We start from the raw sequence: 13,905 nt of genomic DNA on the forward strand, positions 1-13,905 counted from the left end.
ATCTTCGTCCGCCGCCCTCTGTCGGGGCAGGCTGGGCGAAGTCTCCTGCGGCTACCGGACGATTATATCCACAAGCCGGGCTTGCGCGGGGAGAGATCGCGCCGGGATAATCGCGGCACTTCCTCGCCGACTGCCATCATGTTTGGACGCCTGTTCAAGTTTTTCGTGCTGTGCCTGGTGCTGTGGGCGGTGGCGCGCTGGCTGCTGCGGCCCAGCCAGCGCCGCACGCTGCACGAGCTGTTTTCCGCGCTGGCCATCGCGCTGCTGATCAGCGCCGCCCTGTTCTGCGCGCTGTACTGGCTGGGCTGGCACCAGTTGTAGCCTCAGGCCGCCCGCTTGCGCCGCCAGGCGCGGCGCAGGGTGTGCCAGACGCCGCGGATGGCGGTGGCCAGACCGATCCGGCAGAACATCGGCATCGCCATGCCCCGGCGCCAGTCCGGGTTGGCGGCTTCGTAGCGGGCCAAGTGCCTGGCCAGGCGCGGCGTGTCGGCGATGCCGGCGGCCAGCGCCGGCGGATGATGGTCGCTGAAGTCGGCGAGGCCGCTGGCCGCGCGCCAACGGGCGCCCGCGGCGTCGGCGCCCAGCTGCAGCAGCAAGGCGCGGTCCGCGGCCGCCAGCGGCGCGTCGGCCAGCGTGCGCACCTGTTCGAAGGTGGCCGCCACCCGGATGAAACTATTGGGAAAACAGATGCAGCCGAACCATAGAGGCAGGCCGGGCGCTTGCAGCTTGGTCCGCCACAGCAGCCTCAGGGTGGACGCGATCAATACGGAACTGCCGCGCCAGCCCGGTTCGGTATACAAATAATCCACCCGCAGCAGCACGCCGCGCGGCGCCGGCGGCCGGGGCCGCTCGCAGACAGCCAGCCAGAAGCCGCGCGGCGCGCCGTCGGCGTCGCGGAAAATCACCGACCAGGCGGCGCGCTGTCGATAGCTATCCTGAAATTCGCGCCACATGGCGGCTTCGCGCGCGGGGTCGGCGCGGCGGAACGGAAACTGCGCCAGCCGCAGCGCGTGCAGGCGGCGCAAGGTGGCGGTGTCCACCTCCGGAGCGGGTTGGATCTGGTATTTCAGCTTGGATGGCATGGAAAGAGGCGGGGCTGGGGGGAGCGGGGCAACCGGACAGGCGCTTGGCCGGTTGCATGGGCGGGCGCTTACTCGGCCGCGCTGGCCGGCTTGTCGTCGTCGTCGCCATCGGTGCGGTCGCCGCCGATGTGGCGGACCAGATTGTCCATCCAGCGGTTGACGGTGGGGTGGACGCGGGCGCCGGTTTCGGTTTCCTGGTAGCTCAGGTTTTCGCTGGACGCGTAGCGCACCTGATAGCCGGTGGCGTCATAGCTGACATCGAGCACCAGCACGATATTGCCTTTGACATGCTTGAAGGTCAGCTTGCCGGGCTGGTCGGCCACGACATTCCATTGCAGGCCGCTGGCGGCGCGGATGATGGCGGCCTTGGTTTTGCCGACGTCGCCGTTGGGCGCGGTCAGGGTGACGCGTTGCGGCTGTTCCAGCGGCTCGCGGCGGGCGAGGGCGGATTGGCAGAGCAGCAGGCTGCCCACGGTCAGGGCGATGGCGAGTTGTTTCTTCATGACATTGTCTGATCTGTAATTGTTGGTGTGAACGGCACGGAAGCGCCGCCGCGGCGGCGGCCGCAGTTTAGCATGACGGCATTGGCGCCGGCCAAGCGGGCCGGGATAGTCTTTGCTAACACTTTAACGCTGAACGGTTGATCCCGCCTGGTGTCAGAATCAGCGTGTTGAGCCGACCAAGTGGAAACGACAGGAGCGCCGCCATGCTGATCAGAAAACCCGCCGACCACTTGCCGTCGGAAATCACGCCGGAAAAAGTGTACTTCAACCGCCGCCAGTTCATGGCCGGCGCCGCCGGACTGTTGCTGTCGGCCGAAACGCTGGCCGGGCTCAACGCCAGGAAAAGCCCGCTGTCGCAGCTGGCGGCCAATGACAAGCCCAACAGCCTGAAGGACATCACCAGCTACAACAACTATTACGAATTCGGCACCGACAAGAGCGATCCGGCGGAGAACGCCGGCAGCCTGCATACCCGGCCGTGGAGCGTGCTGGTGGACGGCGAGGTGGCCAAGCCGCGCCGCTTCTCCATCGAGGAGTTGCTGAAGTTTCCGCTGGAAGAGCGCGTCTACCGGCTGCGCTGCGTCGAGGGCTGGAGCATGGTCATCCCCTGGGTGGGCTTCCCGCTGGCCAGCCTGATCAAGCAGATGAACCCCACTTCGCGCGCCAAATACGTGTCGTTCGAGACGCTGCAGCGGCCGAGCGAGATGCCAGGCCAGCGCCAGGCGGTGCTGGACTGGCCGTACCGCGAGGGACTGCGCATCGACGAGGCGATGCATCCGCTGGCCATCCTCGCTGTCGGCCTGTACGGCAACGCGCTGCCGAACCAGAACGGCGCGCCGATCCGGCTGGTGGTGCCGTGGAAATACGGCTTCAAGAGCATCAAGTCCATCGTCCGCATCCGGCTGCAGGAAACGATGCCGGCCACCAGCTGGAATATGGCCAACGCCCATGAGTACGGCTTTTATTCCAATGTGAATCCGGATGTCGACCACCCGCGCTGGAGCCAGGCATCCGAGCGGCGCATCGGCGAATTCTTCAAGCGCAAGACGCTGCCGTTCAACGGCTACGCCGAGCAGGTGGCCGGCTTGTACCGCGGCATGGACCTGAGAAAGAACTACTGATGACGACGCTGCGCATGAAAACGCCCGCCGCCCCGGCCGACCGCCGCCTCGCCGTCGGCAAGGTTTTGTTGTTCATCGCCTGCCTGCTGCCGCTCATGCGCGCGGCGTGGATCGTGCTGATGGGCGAAGCGGTGAACCCGGTGGAGTTCATTACTCGCTCCACCGGCACCTGGACGCTGGTATGGCTGCTGGCCACGCTGGCGATGACGCCGCTGCGCCGCCTCAGCGGCCAGGCCTGGCCGCTGAAATGCCGGCGCATGCTGGGCCTGTTCGCCTTTTTCTACGCCAGCCTGCATTTCACCACCTATATCTGGCTGGACCAGTTCTTCGACTGGCACCACATCCTGAAGGACATCGCCAAGCGGCCGTTCATCACCGTCGGCTTCGCCGCCATCGCGCTGATGTCGCCGCTGGCGCTGACCTCCACCCAGGGCTGGATGCGGCGGCTGAAGCGCAATTGGGGCAAGCTGCACCGGCTGGTGTACCCGGTGGCGATCCTGGCGGTCACCCATTACTGGTGGCTGGTGAAGAAGGATGTCACCCAGCCGCTGATCTACGCCGCTGTTCTGGCCTGCTTGCTGGGCCTGCGGCTGTGGTGGCGCGCGCGCAAGGCTTGATCCCGCCGCTTGGCAAGGTGGCGGCCGGGTTTTAAAGTGTGGCGTTTCGCATCGGGAACACATCATGTCCAGCAAGGCCCCCGTCACCCAGGCCGTCCGCGCGCTGCGCGAGCACAAGGTCGACTACACCGAACACCTGTACAAATACGAGGACAAGGGCGGCACCACGGTGTCGGCGCGCGAGCTGGGCGTCGACGAGCACGCGGTGGTGAAGACGCTGATCATGGAGGACGACAACAAGCGTCCGCTGATCGTGCTGATGCACGGCGACCGCGAGGTGGGCACCGGCATGCTGGCCAAGCAGATCGGCGCGAAGAAAGTCCATCCCTGCGACCCGAAAACCGCCGACAAGCACAGCGGCTACCAGGTGGGCGGCACCAGCCCCTTCGGCACCCGCCACCCGATGCCGGTGTATATGGAGGCCAGCATCGCCGAGCTGCCGGTCATCTACCTCAACGGCGGCAAGCGCGGCTTCCTGGTAGGGGTCAGCCCGCAGGAGGTGATCCGGGTGCTGAATCCCACGCTGGTCAACGCGGCGGCGTGACTTCCGGGAAGTTGCGCTGGTAGATCGCCTTCAGCGTGCCGTCTTTCTCCATCGACTCCAGCGCGCGGGCGAAGTCCTCGCGGATGCGCGCCACCTGCGGATAGCCGCGCGAGAACATCAGCCCCAGCGGCGTTTCCTTGTCCAGCGGCGTCGGGATGTAGCCGAATTCCTTTTCATGTCCGGGCAGCGCGCTGTGGATCAGGAAAAAACCGCGCTCCAGCGTCATCGGCGCCAGGTCCAGGCGGCCCAGCTGCAACTGGCGCAAGGCGTTGACTTCGTCGCTGGTCAGCAGGGTATTGAGCTTGTGCTGCTGGAACAGCGGAATGTACCAATAGCCGAGCTGGACGGCGACGCGGTAGCCGCGCAGCTCGTCTAACGATTTGAACTGCGGCGGCGGGTGCGGCATGTGGGGCTTGTGATAGAACAGATAGCTGGTGGAGCGCATCAGCGGCGCGGAGAAGTCGAAATCCTGCTCGCGCTCCGGCGTCGGCCGGTAGGGAAACGCCGCGGCAGCCCGGCCGGCCTTGGCCGCCGCCTCGGCCTGCGGCCAGCTCTGATAGGTGAAATGCACCGAGTAGCCGGCGCGCTGGAAGGCCTGGCGCACGATCTGCGAGAACACGCCGTCCTGCGGCAGGCTTTGCGAGACGTAGGGCGGCCACTCGCCGGTGGCCAGCTCGACGGCCGGCTGGGCAGCGGCCGGACCGCCGAGCGACAGCGCGAAAACCAGAGGCAGCAGACGCCGCATGGCGGCTCCTAAACGGACGGGGATACTGTGTTATCGCACAGCGCGCGGCGCCAACCAAGAGCCGCTTCCGCGCCGCTCCGGATAGCAAATGCCCCTGGCGCGGCGGACGCGGCCAGGGGCGTTGAGCGGGGAATGGCGGCGCCGATGCCCGCCGTCACCACCACCAGAACATATAACCCCAGGCGCAGTCCACCAGCGCCAGCGCGCCGCAGAACGGCAGCAGCGCCGCCAGGCGGCTCAGGCCGCCTCTCCAGCGCGACAGAATGGCGCAGGCCAGCCGCAGCGCCCACAGATTGGCGCCGGCCAGCAAGGCCAGCCGGGCATCGTTGACCCAGTGCATGGCGAAGCCTTCGGCCTTCAGCAGGGTGACGGTCAGCGCCGACAGGCCGAGAAACACGCCGCAGCCGGCCAGCGGGATCAGCGCCTGCGCCAGATGGTGCAGGCGTTGCGTGTGCCAGCGGCCGGAAACGGTTACCGACAAGGCGAGGCAGGCCAGGATGCCGCTGCCCAGCACCAGCGCGGTGGCGGCGACATAGGCGATCAGCGACGCGCCGTCCAGCCAGGAGAACACGTCGTTGTGCTGCGGGTAGTGAGTGAGCAGCCACCACGGCGCGCCGGTGTCCAGCGGCCACATGATGTCGCGGTCCACCAGCCATTCCGCCGCGGCTTGCTTCAGCGATACGAACCAGGGGCTCATGGTCCAGTGGAAGGCGCCCATCGCCACGCCCAGCAGGCCGTAGACGATCAGCGCGGTCTGCCAGCCATCGGCTTCTTTTTCCGCCACCCTCACCACTTCGTCGCTGGACGGGCGCAGGCTCAGCTCGATCGCGTCGCGATGGCCGCTGCAGCGGCCGCACATATGGCAGCCGCTGCCGCCCTGCATGTGGCGCAGCGGTTGCAGCGGCGCGCAGTCCACCGCCGGCGTCCGCTCATGCGAGGCTTTCCAGGCGGCCTCGTCGACGCGGTAGTACAACGGCGCCAGCTTGGACAACAGGCCGAACACGCCGTTGACCGGGCACAGATGGCGGCACCAGGCGCGCTTGCCGCGGGTGTAGACGAAACCGACGGCGACGGCGGCCACGGTGGAGCCGCCCAGCACCAAGAGCGCGGCTTTCGGGTATTGGTAGACGCTGACCAGCTGGCCGTAGACGGTGGTGAGGACGAAGGCGACGAAAGGCCAGCCGCCCCAGCGCATCCAGCGCGGAATCGGCCGTCCCATGCCCTTGCGCGCCGCCCATTCCGACAGCGCGCCCTCCGGGCACAGCACGCCGCACCACAGCCGGCCGAACAGCACCATCGACAGCAGCACGAACGGCCACCAGATGCCCCAGAACACGAACTGGGCGAAGATGGTCAGGTTGTCCCACATCCGCGCGGTGTCTTCCGGCAGCGGCAGGCAGGCGGGGACAATCAGCAGGAAGGCGTAAACCAGCACCACCGCCCATTGCAGCTTGCGCAGCAGCGCGGCGTGGTCGCGCAGCCAGATGCCCGCCAGCGCCAGCAGGCCGCGCGGCTGTTGCGGGCTACAGGAGCCGCCGCCGGGGGCGGCGACGATGGGAATCACCCGCTGCGGGCGCAGCCGCTTGGGATCCGCTTTCATGCGGCCGCGGCCTGGCGGCGGTTGCGCCACTGGAACAGGCTCCAGATCGCCAGCCAGAACAGCGCGTAGGCGATCAGGCTGGTCAGCGCCGGGTGCGAGCGGTAGCCGGTGAGCGAAGCCACCACGCCGCCGAACGGGCTCATGTCGTCAAGCAGCGCCGAGCTGTCCCACAGCGGGTCCACCAGCGGCGGCAGGATGTCCATCGAGATCAGCTTCTCCACACCGTTGAGGAACAGCGAGGCGCCCAGCAGCAGCAGCATGATTTCGGTGACGCGGAAGAACAGCCGCCACGACAGCACCTTGCCGCCCAGCTGCAGCAGGTAGAAAGTGAGGAAGGCCAGCAGCAGGCCTACCAGGCCGGCCACGCCCATCTTGGCCAGCTCCATGCCCTGGGCTTCGGCCAGCATGCCGTACAGGAACACCACGGCCTCGCTGCCTTCGCGGGCGATGGCCAGCGCGGCCAGCACGGTGACCCCCCACCAGTTGTCGCTGCGGGCGTTTTCGCTCAGCCCGCTTTCCAGTTCTTTCTTCAGCGTGCGGCCGTGCTCGCGCATCCATAGCACCATCTGCACGATCAGGGCGGCGGCGATGAACACCATGCCGAGCTGGAAGTAATCCTGCGCGCCCGCCATCAGGCTGCTGGCCGCGAACAGCGCCACCGCCAGCGCGATGGCCAGCGCGACGCCCAGCGCCACGCCGCCCCACAGATAGGGCTTGCCGGCGCGGCCGGCTTCGTTCTGGTTCATCCAGGCATTGAGAATGCCGACCACCAGCAAGGCCTCGACGCTTTCGCGCCAGACAATGAAAAGTACCTGTCCCATATCGATTCCCGCGAGATTATTTGGCGACGATCACGCCCTGGCCGGTCTTCATGTGGAACTCGTCGAAAAACTTGTATTCGCCGGGCGACAGCGGCTGGAACACCAGGAAGGATTCCGCGCCGGGGCCCAGCACCTTTTCCTTGCGCAGCGGCGTGCTTTCGAACTCGGCCGGCGTCTTGCCGGTATTCATCACGTCCACCTTGAATTTCTTGCCGGCGGGCACCACCAGCCGGGCGGGCTTGAAATAGCCATCCTTGATTTCCAGCTTGAACACCGGCATTTCCTCGGCCAATGCCGAAGCGGAGAACAGGCCGGCCAGCAGGGCGGCGGCCAACAGGCGCAGAACAGTCATCGAATCCTCATCCCGGAATGTGAAACGGCGCGGCTCTTCGGGCCGCGCCGTTTCATTGTATCGCAATCAATAATGCTTTGCGTTCACATTACCGCCGCGCGAATCAGTAGCCGCCCTTCTTGCCGATGCCGGCGAAGGTGAACTCGTAGTTGATTTCAAACGGCTTGAACCACGGGGCGACGCCGGTTTCCTTGTCGACGTGGCGGCCGAAGTGGGCGTGCTCGTTGGCCGACGGCGGCATCACGGTGTATTTCAGCTTGTACTTGCCCGGACCTTGCAGCTTGACGTTGTCGCCGTAGTGCGGGCCGTCGTTGGCCACCATCGGCATCAGGTCGCCCTTCTGGGTCTTGCCGCCGACCTTGGTCAGTTCGTACTTGACCACTAGGTAGGGCATCCAGGCGCCTTCTTCGAAGCCGTTGGGGTTGTTCTTGGTGGCGTGGATGTCGGCTTCCAGATGGATGTCGGAAGCTTCCGGCTTCAGCATCACGCCGTCCGGGTCCATCTTGGTGGGCTGCAGGTAGACCGCGCCGATTTCCATGCCGTTTTTCAGCGTGGGTTTGCCGATCGGGTATTCCTTGGCCATGGCGGCGAAGGAGGCGGACAGGGCTACGCTGGCGATGGCCAGCTGGCAGACGAAGCGACGCATTATGTTTTCCTTATCGGGTTGGCCCCATGGCGGAGCCGGATGCAGAAAAACATGATAATGCTAGCTATTATCGTTTGCAAACTCCGGCGGCGGCGCGCCGTCGGAGTTTGCGCTGGATCAAGCGCCGCGTCAGGCCTTGGCCTGGCGGTGCAGGTCGGGCAGCGCCAGCGACGCTAGGCCCAGCAGCGGCAGGAAGGCGCACAGCTGGTAGACGAACTCGATGCCATTCAGGTCGGCCAGTTCGCCCAGCACCGCGGCGCCGATGCCGCCGATGCCGAAGGCGAAGCCGAAGAACATGCCCGACACCATGCCCACCTTGCCCGGCAGCAGCTCCTGCGCGTAGATCAGGATGGCCGGGAAGGCCGAGGCCAGGATGAAGCCGATCGGAAACGACAGCACCGAGGTCCAGAACAGGTCGGCGTGCGGCAGCAGCAGCGCCAGCGGCGCGATGCCGAGGATGGAGAAGCCGATCACCCGCTTGCGGCCGATGGCGTCGCCGATCGGGCCGCCCAGCACCGTGCCGGCGGCCACGGCGAACAGAAACAGGAACAGGTGCAGCTGCGCCGATTGCACGCCGATATGGAAATGGTGGATCAGATAGAAGGTGTAGTAGCTGGTGATGCTGGCCAGGTAGAAGTGTTTGGAGAACACCAGCAGCAACAGCAGCAGCAGGGTCAGCTTGACGCGGCCGGGCGGCAGCGCCGGCTTGGCGGCGGCGGCGCCCTTCTTCGCCTGGCGGTGCTGATGGGCGTACCACTGGCCGACGCGGAACAGCACGTACATCGCCAGCAGCGCGGCCAGGCTGAACCAGGCGACGCTGCCCTGGCCCAGCGGCAGCACGATCAGCGCCGCCAAGAGCGGGCCGGTGGCGCTGCCGGCGTTGCCGCCGACCTGGAAGATGGACTGGGCGAGGCCGGGGCGGCCGCCGGAAGCCATCCGCGCCACCCGCGACGATTCGGGGTGGAAGATGGACGAGCCGGTGCCGATCAGCGCGGCGGCCAGCAGCAGCAGCGGGAAGCTGCCGGCGCTGGACAGCAAGAGCAGGCCGATCAGCGTCGAGCCCATGCCGAACACCAGCGAGTAGGGCTGCGGCTTCTTGTCGGTATAGATGCCGACCAGTGGCTGCAGCAGCGAGGCGGTGCACTGGTAGGTGAAGGTCAGCAGGCCGATTTCGGCGAAGCTGAGGTGGTAGTTGCCTTTCAGCAACGGGTACAGCGCCACCAGCAGCGACTGCAGCATGTCGTTGAGAAAATGGGAAAAGCTGATGGCGCCGAGCACGCGAAAGCGCGTGTCCTGCGCCGGCGCGGCTAGCTGGGTGCTTGCGGTCATGAAATCGATACTCGGTACGGGTGGGATGGCTTCATCCTAACAAGCGCGTTTTCGTCGGTCCTGCGAAAATAGGGCATTCATCTTGTCGAAAGAGGCGTCATGGACAGCTTCGACCATCTGAACCAGTTCGATCGCGGGCTGGAACCGGTGCGCGGCAAGCCGCGCGACTATCCGGCGGGGCTGGAAACGCCGCGCCACAACCATCCCACCGCCCAGCTGCTGTGCGCGGTGGAGGGGCTGATGCTGGTCAGCGCCGAGCGCGGCCAGTGGGTGGTGCCGCCGACGCGCGCCATCTGGCTGCCGATCGGCGCCTGGCATCAGGTCAAGATGGTCAGCGATGTGCGGATGCGCAGCATCTACGTGCGCGAGGACAAGCTGCAAGGCCTGCCCGAGGCTTGCTGCGTGCTGGAAGTGACGCCGCTGCTGCGCGAGCTGGTGGTAGCGGCGATGGCGGTGGCGGTGCCGTGCGCCGCCGGCTCGCGCGATGAAAAGGTGATGGACCTGCTGCTGGAGGAAATCGCCCGCGCCAAGGTGCTGCCCTTGTCGCTGCCGCAGCCGTCATCGGCCGCGCTGCGCCAGCTGTGCGACGGCTGGCTGGCGCAACCGGACGACGCGCGCGGCGCGGCCGAGTGGGCGCGCGAGCTGGCGCTGGACCCGCGCACCCTGCAGCGCCGCTTCCGCCGCGAAACCGGCCTCAGCTTCGGCCAGTGGCGGCGCCAGGCGCGGCTGATGCTGGCGCTGCAGCGGCTGGCCTGCGGCGACAGCGTGCTGAAGGTGGCGCTGGACCTGGGCTACGCCAGCCCAAGCGCCTTTGCCACCATGTTCAAGCGGGAATTGGGCGCGCCGCCTAGCAGTTTCTTGGCGGTGTCGTAGGGTGCGTCACCCCGCAGGGGCGACGCACCGGTTGGTGTCCGCTTCGCGGATGAAATTTGAGCGCCGGTTCCGCCTGGCGGACGGAAAAGGGGGGGGCAGCGCGGCCAGCTCCTTTTCAATCCCAGGCCGCCCCAGCAGCGCTGCGAAATCCCGTCTCCCAAGCCATTCCCAAGGCGCCGCCCAACTCGCTGGGCGCTAGCGTCGCCCCGCTCAAACAAAGGGCGTCTTAAAACCTTGGGAGTGGCTTTGGAGACGGTTTGCTCTGATGGGGGAGGGGCGCGTCGGTTCGGCCCTAATCGTTTGGACAAGTCTCAGCGAAGGAAAGATGGCGGAACGCCCCGTTGCGGCTTCCGCCCTACAAGGGGTAGAGCGTGAGCGACGTGCCCCTTCTCCCTTTGGCGCGCGCCGGCAAAAAGGCGCTGGGCAAGGTTTTAAGCCGCCGATTTGTTCGACGCCGCGCGACGGGAGCGCGTACTGCTGGACGAGTCAAAGATTCGCACGCATGTAGTTTCGGCGGCTCCTTGCCCAGTGTCTGTTTGTCGGGGCTTCGCGGGCTGCGGGGGCGGCCTGGGATCGCCTCTGCGTGCGAATCTTCGATTCGCTCAGCGACAGGGCTGGCCGTACAGCCCCTGGCCCGTTTGCCGGACGGAACCGGCACCCAAACATTGTCCGCGGAGCGGTCTCATCCTCCCGAAGAGAGAATATTTGCAGTTAGGCCTTTTTGTTACTATATCTAGTGTGTTGGGTTAATTTTTTGCACATTTTGTAGTGGTTGGTATGTAAGGAGCCAAGCTATGAGTGGTAAGAAAAACTCTGTTCGGACTTCAAAAGCCGTCGCTTCAGCCGCATCGAAGGCGTTGAGAAGCAAAGCAACAAGCAAATTAACTAAAGGATTAGCGGCTTCAGCACTCGTTAATGCCAAGACGAAAACGGGCAAGAAGTGAGCACACTTCATTTTCAGTTTGTTTAGATCGGCTGCTTCTTACTCGCACCTCAATTTGCCGCCAACTTCACCGCCAACTCCGCCAGCCGCTTCCCTTGCGCCAGCGCTAGCGCCTTTTCGTGCTCGCTGATCGCCTGGCGGTTGTCCAGGCCGGATACATGGCTGACGCCATACGGCGTGCCGCCGGTTTGCGTCGCCGCCAGCGCCGTTTCGGAATAGGGCAGGCCGGCGATGACCATGCCGTGATGCAGCAGCGGGATCATCATGGTCAACAAGGTGGATTCCTGGCCGCCGTGCATCGACGCCGAACTGGTGAACACGCAGGCCGGCTTGCCGGACAGCGCGCCCTGCATCCATTCGCCGCTGGTGCCGTCGAGGAAGTATTTCATCGCCGCCGCCATATTGCCGAAGCGGGTGGGGCTGCCCAGCGCCAGGCCGGCGCAGTCGATCAGATCCTGCTTTTCCACGTAGGGCGCGCCGTTTTCCGGGATGGCCGGCTCGCTGGCCTCGCACACGGTGGAAACCTTGGGCACCGTGCGCAGCCGCGCCTGGCAGCCGGGCACGCTGTCGACGCCGCGCGCGATCAGCCGGGCCAGCTCGCGGGTGGCGCCGTGCTGGCTGTAATACAGCACCAGGATGTCTAGCATGAAAAACCTCGCATTCATCAATAATCGCCGCATGATAGGGCAAAGCGCGCCGGCTTGCCTCATCGGCGCTTTGCCATTACCTTTGCGGCCATGCAAGTCCAACGATTCGAACCCTATTTCGGCTTTGCCCGCTTCCTCGCGCGCCGCATGGGCGGCCTGCGCGTGCTGCAGGTGTCGGGCAGCCTGACCTTCACCACGCTGCTGGCGCTGGTGCCGCTGTTCACCATCGCGCTGACGGTGATTTCGGCGTTTCCGGTGTTTTCCGACTACAGCACCCGCTTCAAGATCATGCTGCTGTCGACGCTGGTGCCGGAGTTCGCCGGCAAGGTGATCACCGTCTACATGCGCCAGTTCGCCGACAACGCGGAAAAGCTCACCGCCGCCGGCATCGTGATGCTGGGCGTCACCGCGCTGATGCTGATGTCCACCATCGAGCGCACTTTCAACGCGATCTGGGGCGTGCGCCGCGGCCGGCCCTGGCTGCAGCAGGGCATGGTGTACTGGACGGTGCTGACGCTGGGGCCGCTGGTGCTGGGCGGCAGCCTGCTGTCCTGGCGCTGGCTGTTCCGCGTCACCCGCTTCGAGAAAAACCTGCCCTTGCTGGCCAGCCTGGTGGAGGCGGGCGGCACCATCGTGCTGACCGCGCTGGTGCTGTCGCTGCTGTACCGCATCGTGCCCAACCGCTTCGTGCCGATCAAGCACGCGATCTGGGGCGCGCTGGCCACTTCGGTGCTGCTGGAGGCCACCAAGGCCGGCTTCGGCTTCTACATCGGCCAGATCGCCAGCTACCAGCTGGTGTACGGCGCCTTCGCCAGCATCCCGATCTTCCTGCTGTGGGTGTATTGCCTGTGGCTGGTGGTGCTGGCCGGCGCGGTGTTCACCTCGGCGCTGTCCTACTGGGAGGGCGATGCCTGGCGCCGCCGCAATCAGCCGCAGCGCCGTTTCCTGGACGCGCTGGCGGTGCTGTTGCTGTTGGATGCCGCCCATGCGCGCGGCGAGGCGATGACGCCGCCGCAGCTGCGGCAGGCGGTGAAGGTGGGTTACGACGAGCTGGGCCTGGTGCTGGACAAGCTGGCGCGGCGCGGCTATGTGCAGAAGGGGCAGGGCGACGCCTGGGTGCTGATGAAACGCGCGGCGGCGATCCCGTTGTCGGAATTGTTCGAGCTATTCGTCTACCGCCGCGACCTGGGACGCGGCGATGCGCTGGGCGCGGCGCTGGCCGAGCTGCTGGCGCCGCTGACCGGCGGGCTTCAGGCCGAGACGGTGGCGGATTTCGCCCGCCGCGTCGGGCAGAAGTAGCCGGTATTGTCGTAGAAGGCCGGGTCTTGGTTGTCCGGCCACCAGCCCGGAATGCCCAGCAGCGGCAGCGGGCACAGCGCGCGGGGGCTGGCGAGGAAGGCGTCGTCGTCCAGCCGCGCCGCCAGCGCCGCATCCAGCAGCCGCTGCCGCGCCGCGTCGTCGTGCGCGAAGAAGTCCAGCGCCACCTCCAGAATCAGCGCCTTGCCGCACCAGCCTATGTGCGGCGTCAACCCCATCTCCATCACCGCGTGGCCCAGCGTGTGGGCGGCTATGCTCCGGCCCCAGTCGGCGCGCCGCTCGATGAACAGCCGCCGCCAGCGCATGTCGTCCAGCGCCCGGCCCAGCTCCGGGTCGGCTGTCGCCACGATCACGCCGCATTCGTCGAGCAGGGTGGCGGCGTCGCGCAGCGGCCCGCGCCGGGTTTCGCCGCGCGAGAGAGCGCGCGCGTGGCGGCGGTTCAGCGCCGACTTGGCCTGCGGCCAGGCGAGCCAGGCCAGCGCGTTGAACCAGTCGTGCCAGTTTTGCCGCCGGGTCGGCACTTCGCCGGTGGCCGCGATATGGCTTTCGTAATAGCCATCCGGCTCCAGGCCGCAGACGAAGCGCAGCGCCGGCGGCAGCGGGCGGCCGGCGGCGCGGGCGGCCGCCAGCAGGCGGTCGTAGTCAGGCTGCTCGGGCCAGTCGCTAGGCGTCAGGCCGGCGAGCAGCGGCCGCAGCGGCGCGTACAGCGGATGGGACAGGTAGGCGGCGTGCCAGTGGTTCACGGCGGGGCGTTCGGTGGGAAAG

Annotated in this window: 17 protein-coding genes; 7 read left to right on the forward strand and 10 right to left on the reverse strand. The window is 66.5% G+C overall.

Translation table 11 applies throughout. From position 1 onward, the window contains the following. Window positions 1-138 precede the first annotated feature (138 nt). A complete protein-coding gene (locus U6115_RS03755) occupies window positions 139-321 on the forward strand; it encodes a protein MIGRI (RefSeq protein ID WP_043576887.1) in 183 nt (60 codons plus the stop codon). Between the two features lie 2 nt (window positions 322-323). On the opposite strand, the gene U6115_RS03760 is transcribed toward U6115_RS03755, so the two are convergent. Next, entirely contained in the window at window positions 324-1,082 is a 759-nt protein-coding gene (locus tag U6115_RS03760) for a hypothetical protein (protein WP_043576889.1), read from the reverse strand. 68 nt (window positions 1,083-1,150) lie between these two features. Beyond that, window positions 1,151-1,585, reverse strand: coding sequence for a hypothetical protein (locus U6115_RS03765; protein WP_043576892.1), 435 nt, complete (start codon window positions 1,583-1,585; stop codon window positions 1,151-1,153). Between the two features lie 203 nt (window positions 1,586-1,788). On the opposite strand from U6115_RS03765, the gene msrP reads away from it, so the two are divergent. The 3 genes from msrP to ybaK all read left to right on the forward strand — a co-directional run bounded on the left by msrP (window position 1,789) and on the right by ybaK (window position 3,867). Next, window positions 1,789-2,706, forward strand: a complete 918-nt coding sequence (gene msrP, locus U6115_RS03770; protein WP_043576895.1) for a protein-methionine-sulfoxide reductase catalytic subunit MsrP — start codon at window positions 1,789-1,791, stop codon at window positions 2,704-2,706. Continuing rightward, window positions 2,706-3,323 (forward strand): protein-methionine-sulfoxide reductase heme-binding subunit MsrQ, encoded by a 618-nt coding sequence (locus U6115_RS03775; RefSeq protein ID WP_043576898.1) that lies wholly within the window; start codon window positions 2,706-2,708, stop codon window positions 3,321-3,323. Before msrP ends, U6115_RS03775 begins: the two co-directional genes overlap by 1 nt. A gap of 64 nt (window positions 3,324-3,387) precedes the next feature. Beyond that, on the forward strand, window positions 3,388-3,867 hold the full coding sequence (gene ybaK / locus U6115_RS03780; RefSeq protein WP_043576906.1) for a Cys-tRNA(Pro) deacylase: 480 nt from the start codon (window positions 3,388-3,390) through the stop codon (window positions 3,865-3,867). Here the strand turns inward: ybaK and U6115_RS03785 are convergent. The 6 genes from U6115_RS03785 to U6115_RS03810 all read right to left on the reverse strand — a co-directional run bounded on the left by U6115_RS03785 (window position 3,851) and on the right by U6115_RS03810 (window position 9,360). Further along, the gene (locus U6115_RS03785; RefSeq protein WP_043576908.1) at window positions 3,851-4,612 is read right to left on the reverse strand and encodes a substrate-binding periplasmic protein; all 762 of its coding nucleotides are present in this window, start codon (window positions 4,610-4,612) and stop codon (window positions 3,851-3,853) included. The two genes, ybaK and U6115_RS03785, sit on opposite strands and share 17 nt — an antisense overlap. A gap of 154 nt (window positions 4,613-4,766) precedes the next feature. After that, on the reverse strand, window positions 4,767-6,212 hold the full coding sequence (locus U6115_RS03790; protein WP_230623392.1) for a 4Fe-4S binding protein: 1,446 nt from the start codon (window positions 6,210-6,212) through the stop codon (window positions 4,767-4,769). Beyond that, window positions 6,209-7,033 carry an FTR1 family iron permease gene (locus U6115_RS03795; protein ID WP_043576911.1) on the reverse strand — a complete coding sequence of 275 codons (825 nt, stop codon included), beginning with the start codon at window positions 7,031-7,033 and terminating at the stop codon, window positions 6,209-6,211. Before U6115_RS03795 ends, U6115_RS03790 begins: the two co-directional genes overlap by 4 nt. A gap of 16 nt (window positions 7,034-7,049) precedes the next feature. Further along, complete coding sequence (locus U6115_RS03800; RefSeq protein ID WP_043576914.1) at window positions 7,050-7,385, reverse strand: cupredoxin domain-containing protein; 336 nt, start codon at window positions 7,383-7,385, stop codon at window positions 7,050-7,052. 103 nt (window positions 7,386-7,488) lie between these two features. Next, window positions 7,489-8,031, reverse strand: coding sequence for an iron transporter (locus tag U6115_RS03805; protein ID WP_043576915.1), 543 nt, complete (start codon window positions 8,029-8,031; stop codon window positions 7,489-7,491). Window positions 8,032-8,160: 129 nt separating this feature from the next. Continuing rightward, window positions 8,161-9,360, reverse strand: coding sequence for an MFS transporter (locus U6115_RS03810; RefSeq protein ID WP_043576917.1), 1,200 nt, complete (start codon window positions 9,358-9,360; stop codon window positions 8,161-8,163). A gap of 99 nt (window positions 9,361-9,459) precedes the next feature. Between U6115_RS03810 and U6115_RS03815 the strand changes: the two genes are divergently transcribed. Further along, window positions 9,460-10,233, forward strand: a complete 774-nt coding sequence (locus U6115_RS03815; protein ID WP_043576919.1) for an AraC family transcriptional regulator — start codon at window positions 9,460-9,462, stop codon at window positions 10,231-10,233. 794 nt (window positions 10,234-11,027) lie between these two features. After that, complete coding sequence (locus U6115_RS03820; protein ID WP_155294748.1) at window positions 11,028-11,177, forward strand: hypothetical protein; 150 nt, start codon at window positions 11,028-11,030, stop codon at window positions 11,175-11,177. A 49-nt stretch (window positions 11,178-11,226) separates the two neighbouring features. On the opposite strand, the gene wrbA is transcribed toward U6115_RS03820, so the two are convergent. Then, window positions 11,227-11,823 (reverse strand): NAD(P)H:quinone oxidoreductase, encoded by a 597-nt coding sequence (gene wrbA / locus U6115_RS03825; protein WP_043576922.1) that lies wholly within the window; start codon window positions 11,821-11,823, stop codon window positions 11,227-11,229. Between the two features lie 90 nt (window positions 11,824-11,913). On the opposite strand from wrbA, the gene U6115_RS03830 reads away from it, so the two are divergent. After that, complete coding sequence (locus U6115_RS03830; RefSeq protein ID WP_043576925.1) at window positions 11,914-13,122, forward strand: YihY family inner membrane protein; 1,209 nt, start codon at window positions 11,914-11,916, stop codon at window positions 13,120-13,122. Here the strand turns inward: U6115_RS03830 and U6115_RS03835 are convergent. Further along, window positions 13,074-13,883 carry a DUF3025 domain-containing protein gene (locus U6115_RS03835; RefSeq protein ID WP_043577178.1) on the reverse strand — a complete coding sequence of 270 codons (810 nt, stop codon included), beginning with the start codon at window positions 13,881-13,883 and terminating at the stop codon, window positions 13,074-13,076. The two genes, U6115_RS03830 and U6115_RS03835, sit on opposite strands and share 49 nt — an antisense overlap. Between the last annotated feature and the right edge of the window lie 22 nt (window positions 13,884-13,905).

This window comes from Chromobacterium subtsugae (assembly GCF_035919665.1).
Classification (GTDB): Bacteria; Pseudomonadota; Gammaproteobacteria; order Burkholderiales; family Chromobacteriaceae; genus Chromobacterium; species Chromobacterium subtsugae.

Bases quoted from the DNA above. Each gene is read 5' to 3' on its own strand.
- U6115_RS03755 (WP_043576887.1), top strand. From the start codon at position 139: ATGTTTGGACGCCTGTTCAAGTTTTTCGTGCTGTGCCTGGTGCTGTGG.
- U6115_RS03805 (WP_043576915.1), bottom strand. From the start codon at position 8,031: ATGCGTCGCTTCGTCTGCCAGCTGGCCATCGCCAGCGTAGCCCTGTCC.
- U6115_RS03820 (WP_155294748.1), top strand. From the start codon at position 11,028: ATGAGTGGTAAGAAAAACTCTGTTCGGACTTCAAAAGCCGTCGCTTCA.
- U6115_RS03830 (WP_043576925.1), top strand. From the start codon at position 11,914: ATGCAAGTCCAACGATTCGAACCCTATTTCGGCTTTGCCCGCTTCCTC.
- wrbA (WP_043576922.1), bottom strand. From the start codon at position 11,823: ATGCTAGACATCCTGGTGCTGTATTACAGCCAGCACGGCGCCACCCGC.
- msrP (WP_043576895.1), top strand. From the start codon at position 1,789: ATGCTGATCAGAAAACCCGCCGACCACTTGCCGTCGGAAATCACGCCG.
- U6115_RS03765 (WP_043576892.1), bottom strand. From the start codon at position 1,585: ATGAAGAAACAACTCGCCATCGCCCTGACCGTGGGCAGCCTGCTGCTC.
- U6115_RS03810 (WP_043576917.1), bottom strand. From the start codon at position 9,360: ATGACCGCAAGCACCCAGCTAGCCGCGCCGGCGCAGGACACGCGCTTT.
- U6115_RS03775 (WP_043576898.1), top strand. From the start codon at position 2,706: ATGACGACGCTGCGCATGAAAACGCCCGCCGCCCCGGCCGACCGCCGC.
- ybaK (WP_043576906.1), top strand. From the start codon at position 3,388: ATGTCCAGCAAGGCCCCCGTCACCCAGGCCGTCCGCGCGCTGCGCGAG.
- U6115_RS03760 (WP_043576889.1), bottom strand. From the start codon at position 1,082: ATGCCATCCAAGCTGAAATACCAGATCCAACCCGCTCCGGAGGTGGAC.
- U6115_RS03815 (WP_043576919.1), top strand. From the start codon at position 9,460: ATGGACAGCTTCGACCATCTGAACCAGTTCGATCGCGGGCTGGAACCG.
- U6115_RS03785 (WP_043576908.1), bottom strand. From the start codon at position 4,612: ATGCGGCGTCTGCTGCCTCTGGTTTTCGCGCTGTCGCTCGGCGGTCCG.
- U6115_RS03795 (WP_043576911.1), bottom strand. From the start codon at position 7,033: ATGGGACAGGTACTTTTCATTGTCTGGCGCGAAAGCGTCGAGGCCTTG.
- U6115_RS03790 (WP_230623392.1), bottom strand. From the start codon at position 6,212: ATGAAAGCGGATCCCAAGCGGCTGCGCCCGCAGCGGGTGATTCCCATC.
- U6115_RS03800 (WP_043576914.1), bottom strand. From the start codon at position 7,385: ATGACTGTTCTGCGCCTGTTGGCCGCCGCCCTGCTGGCCGGCCTGTTC.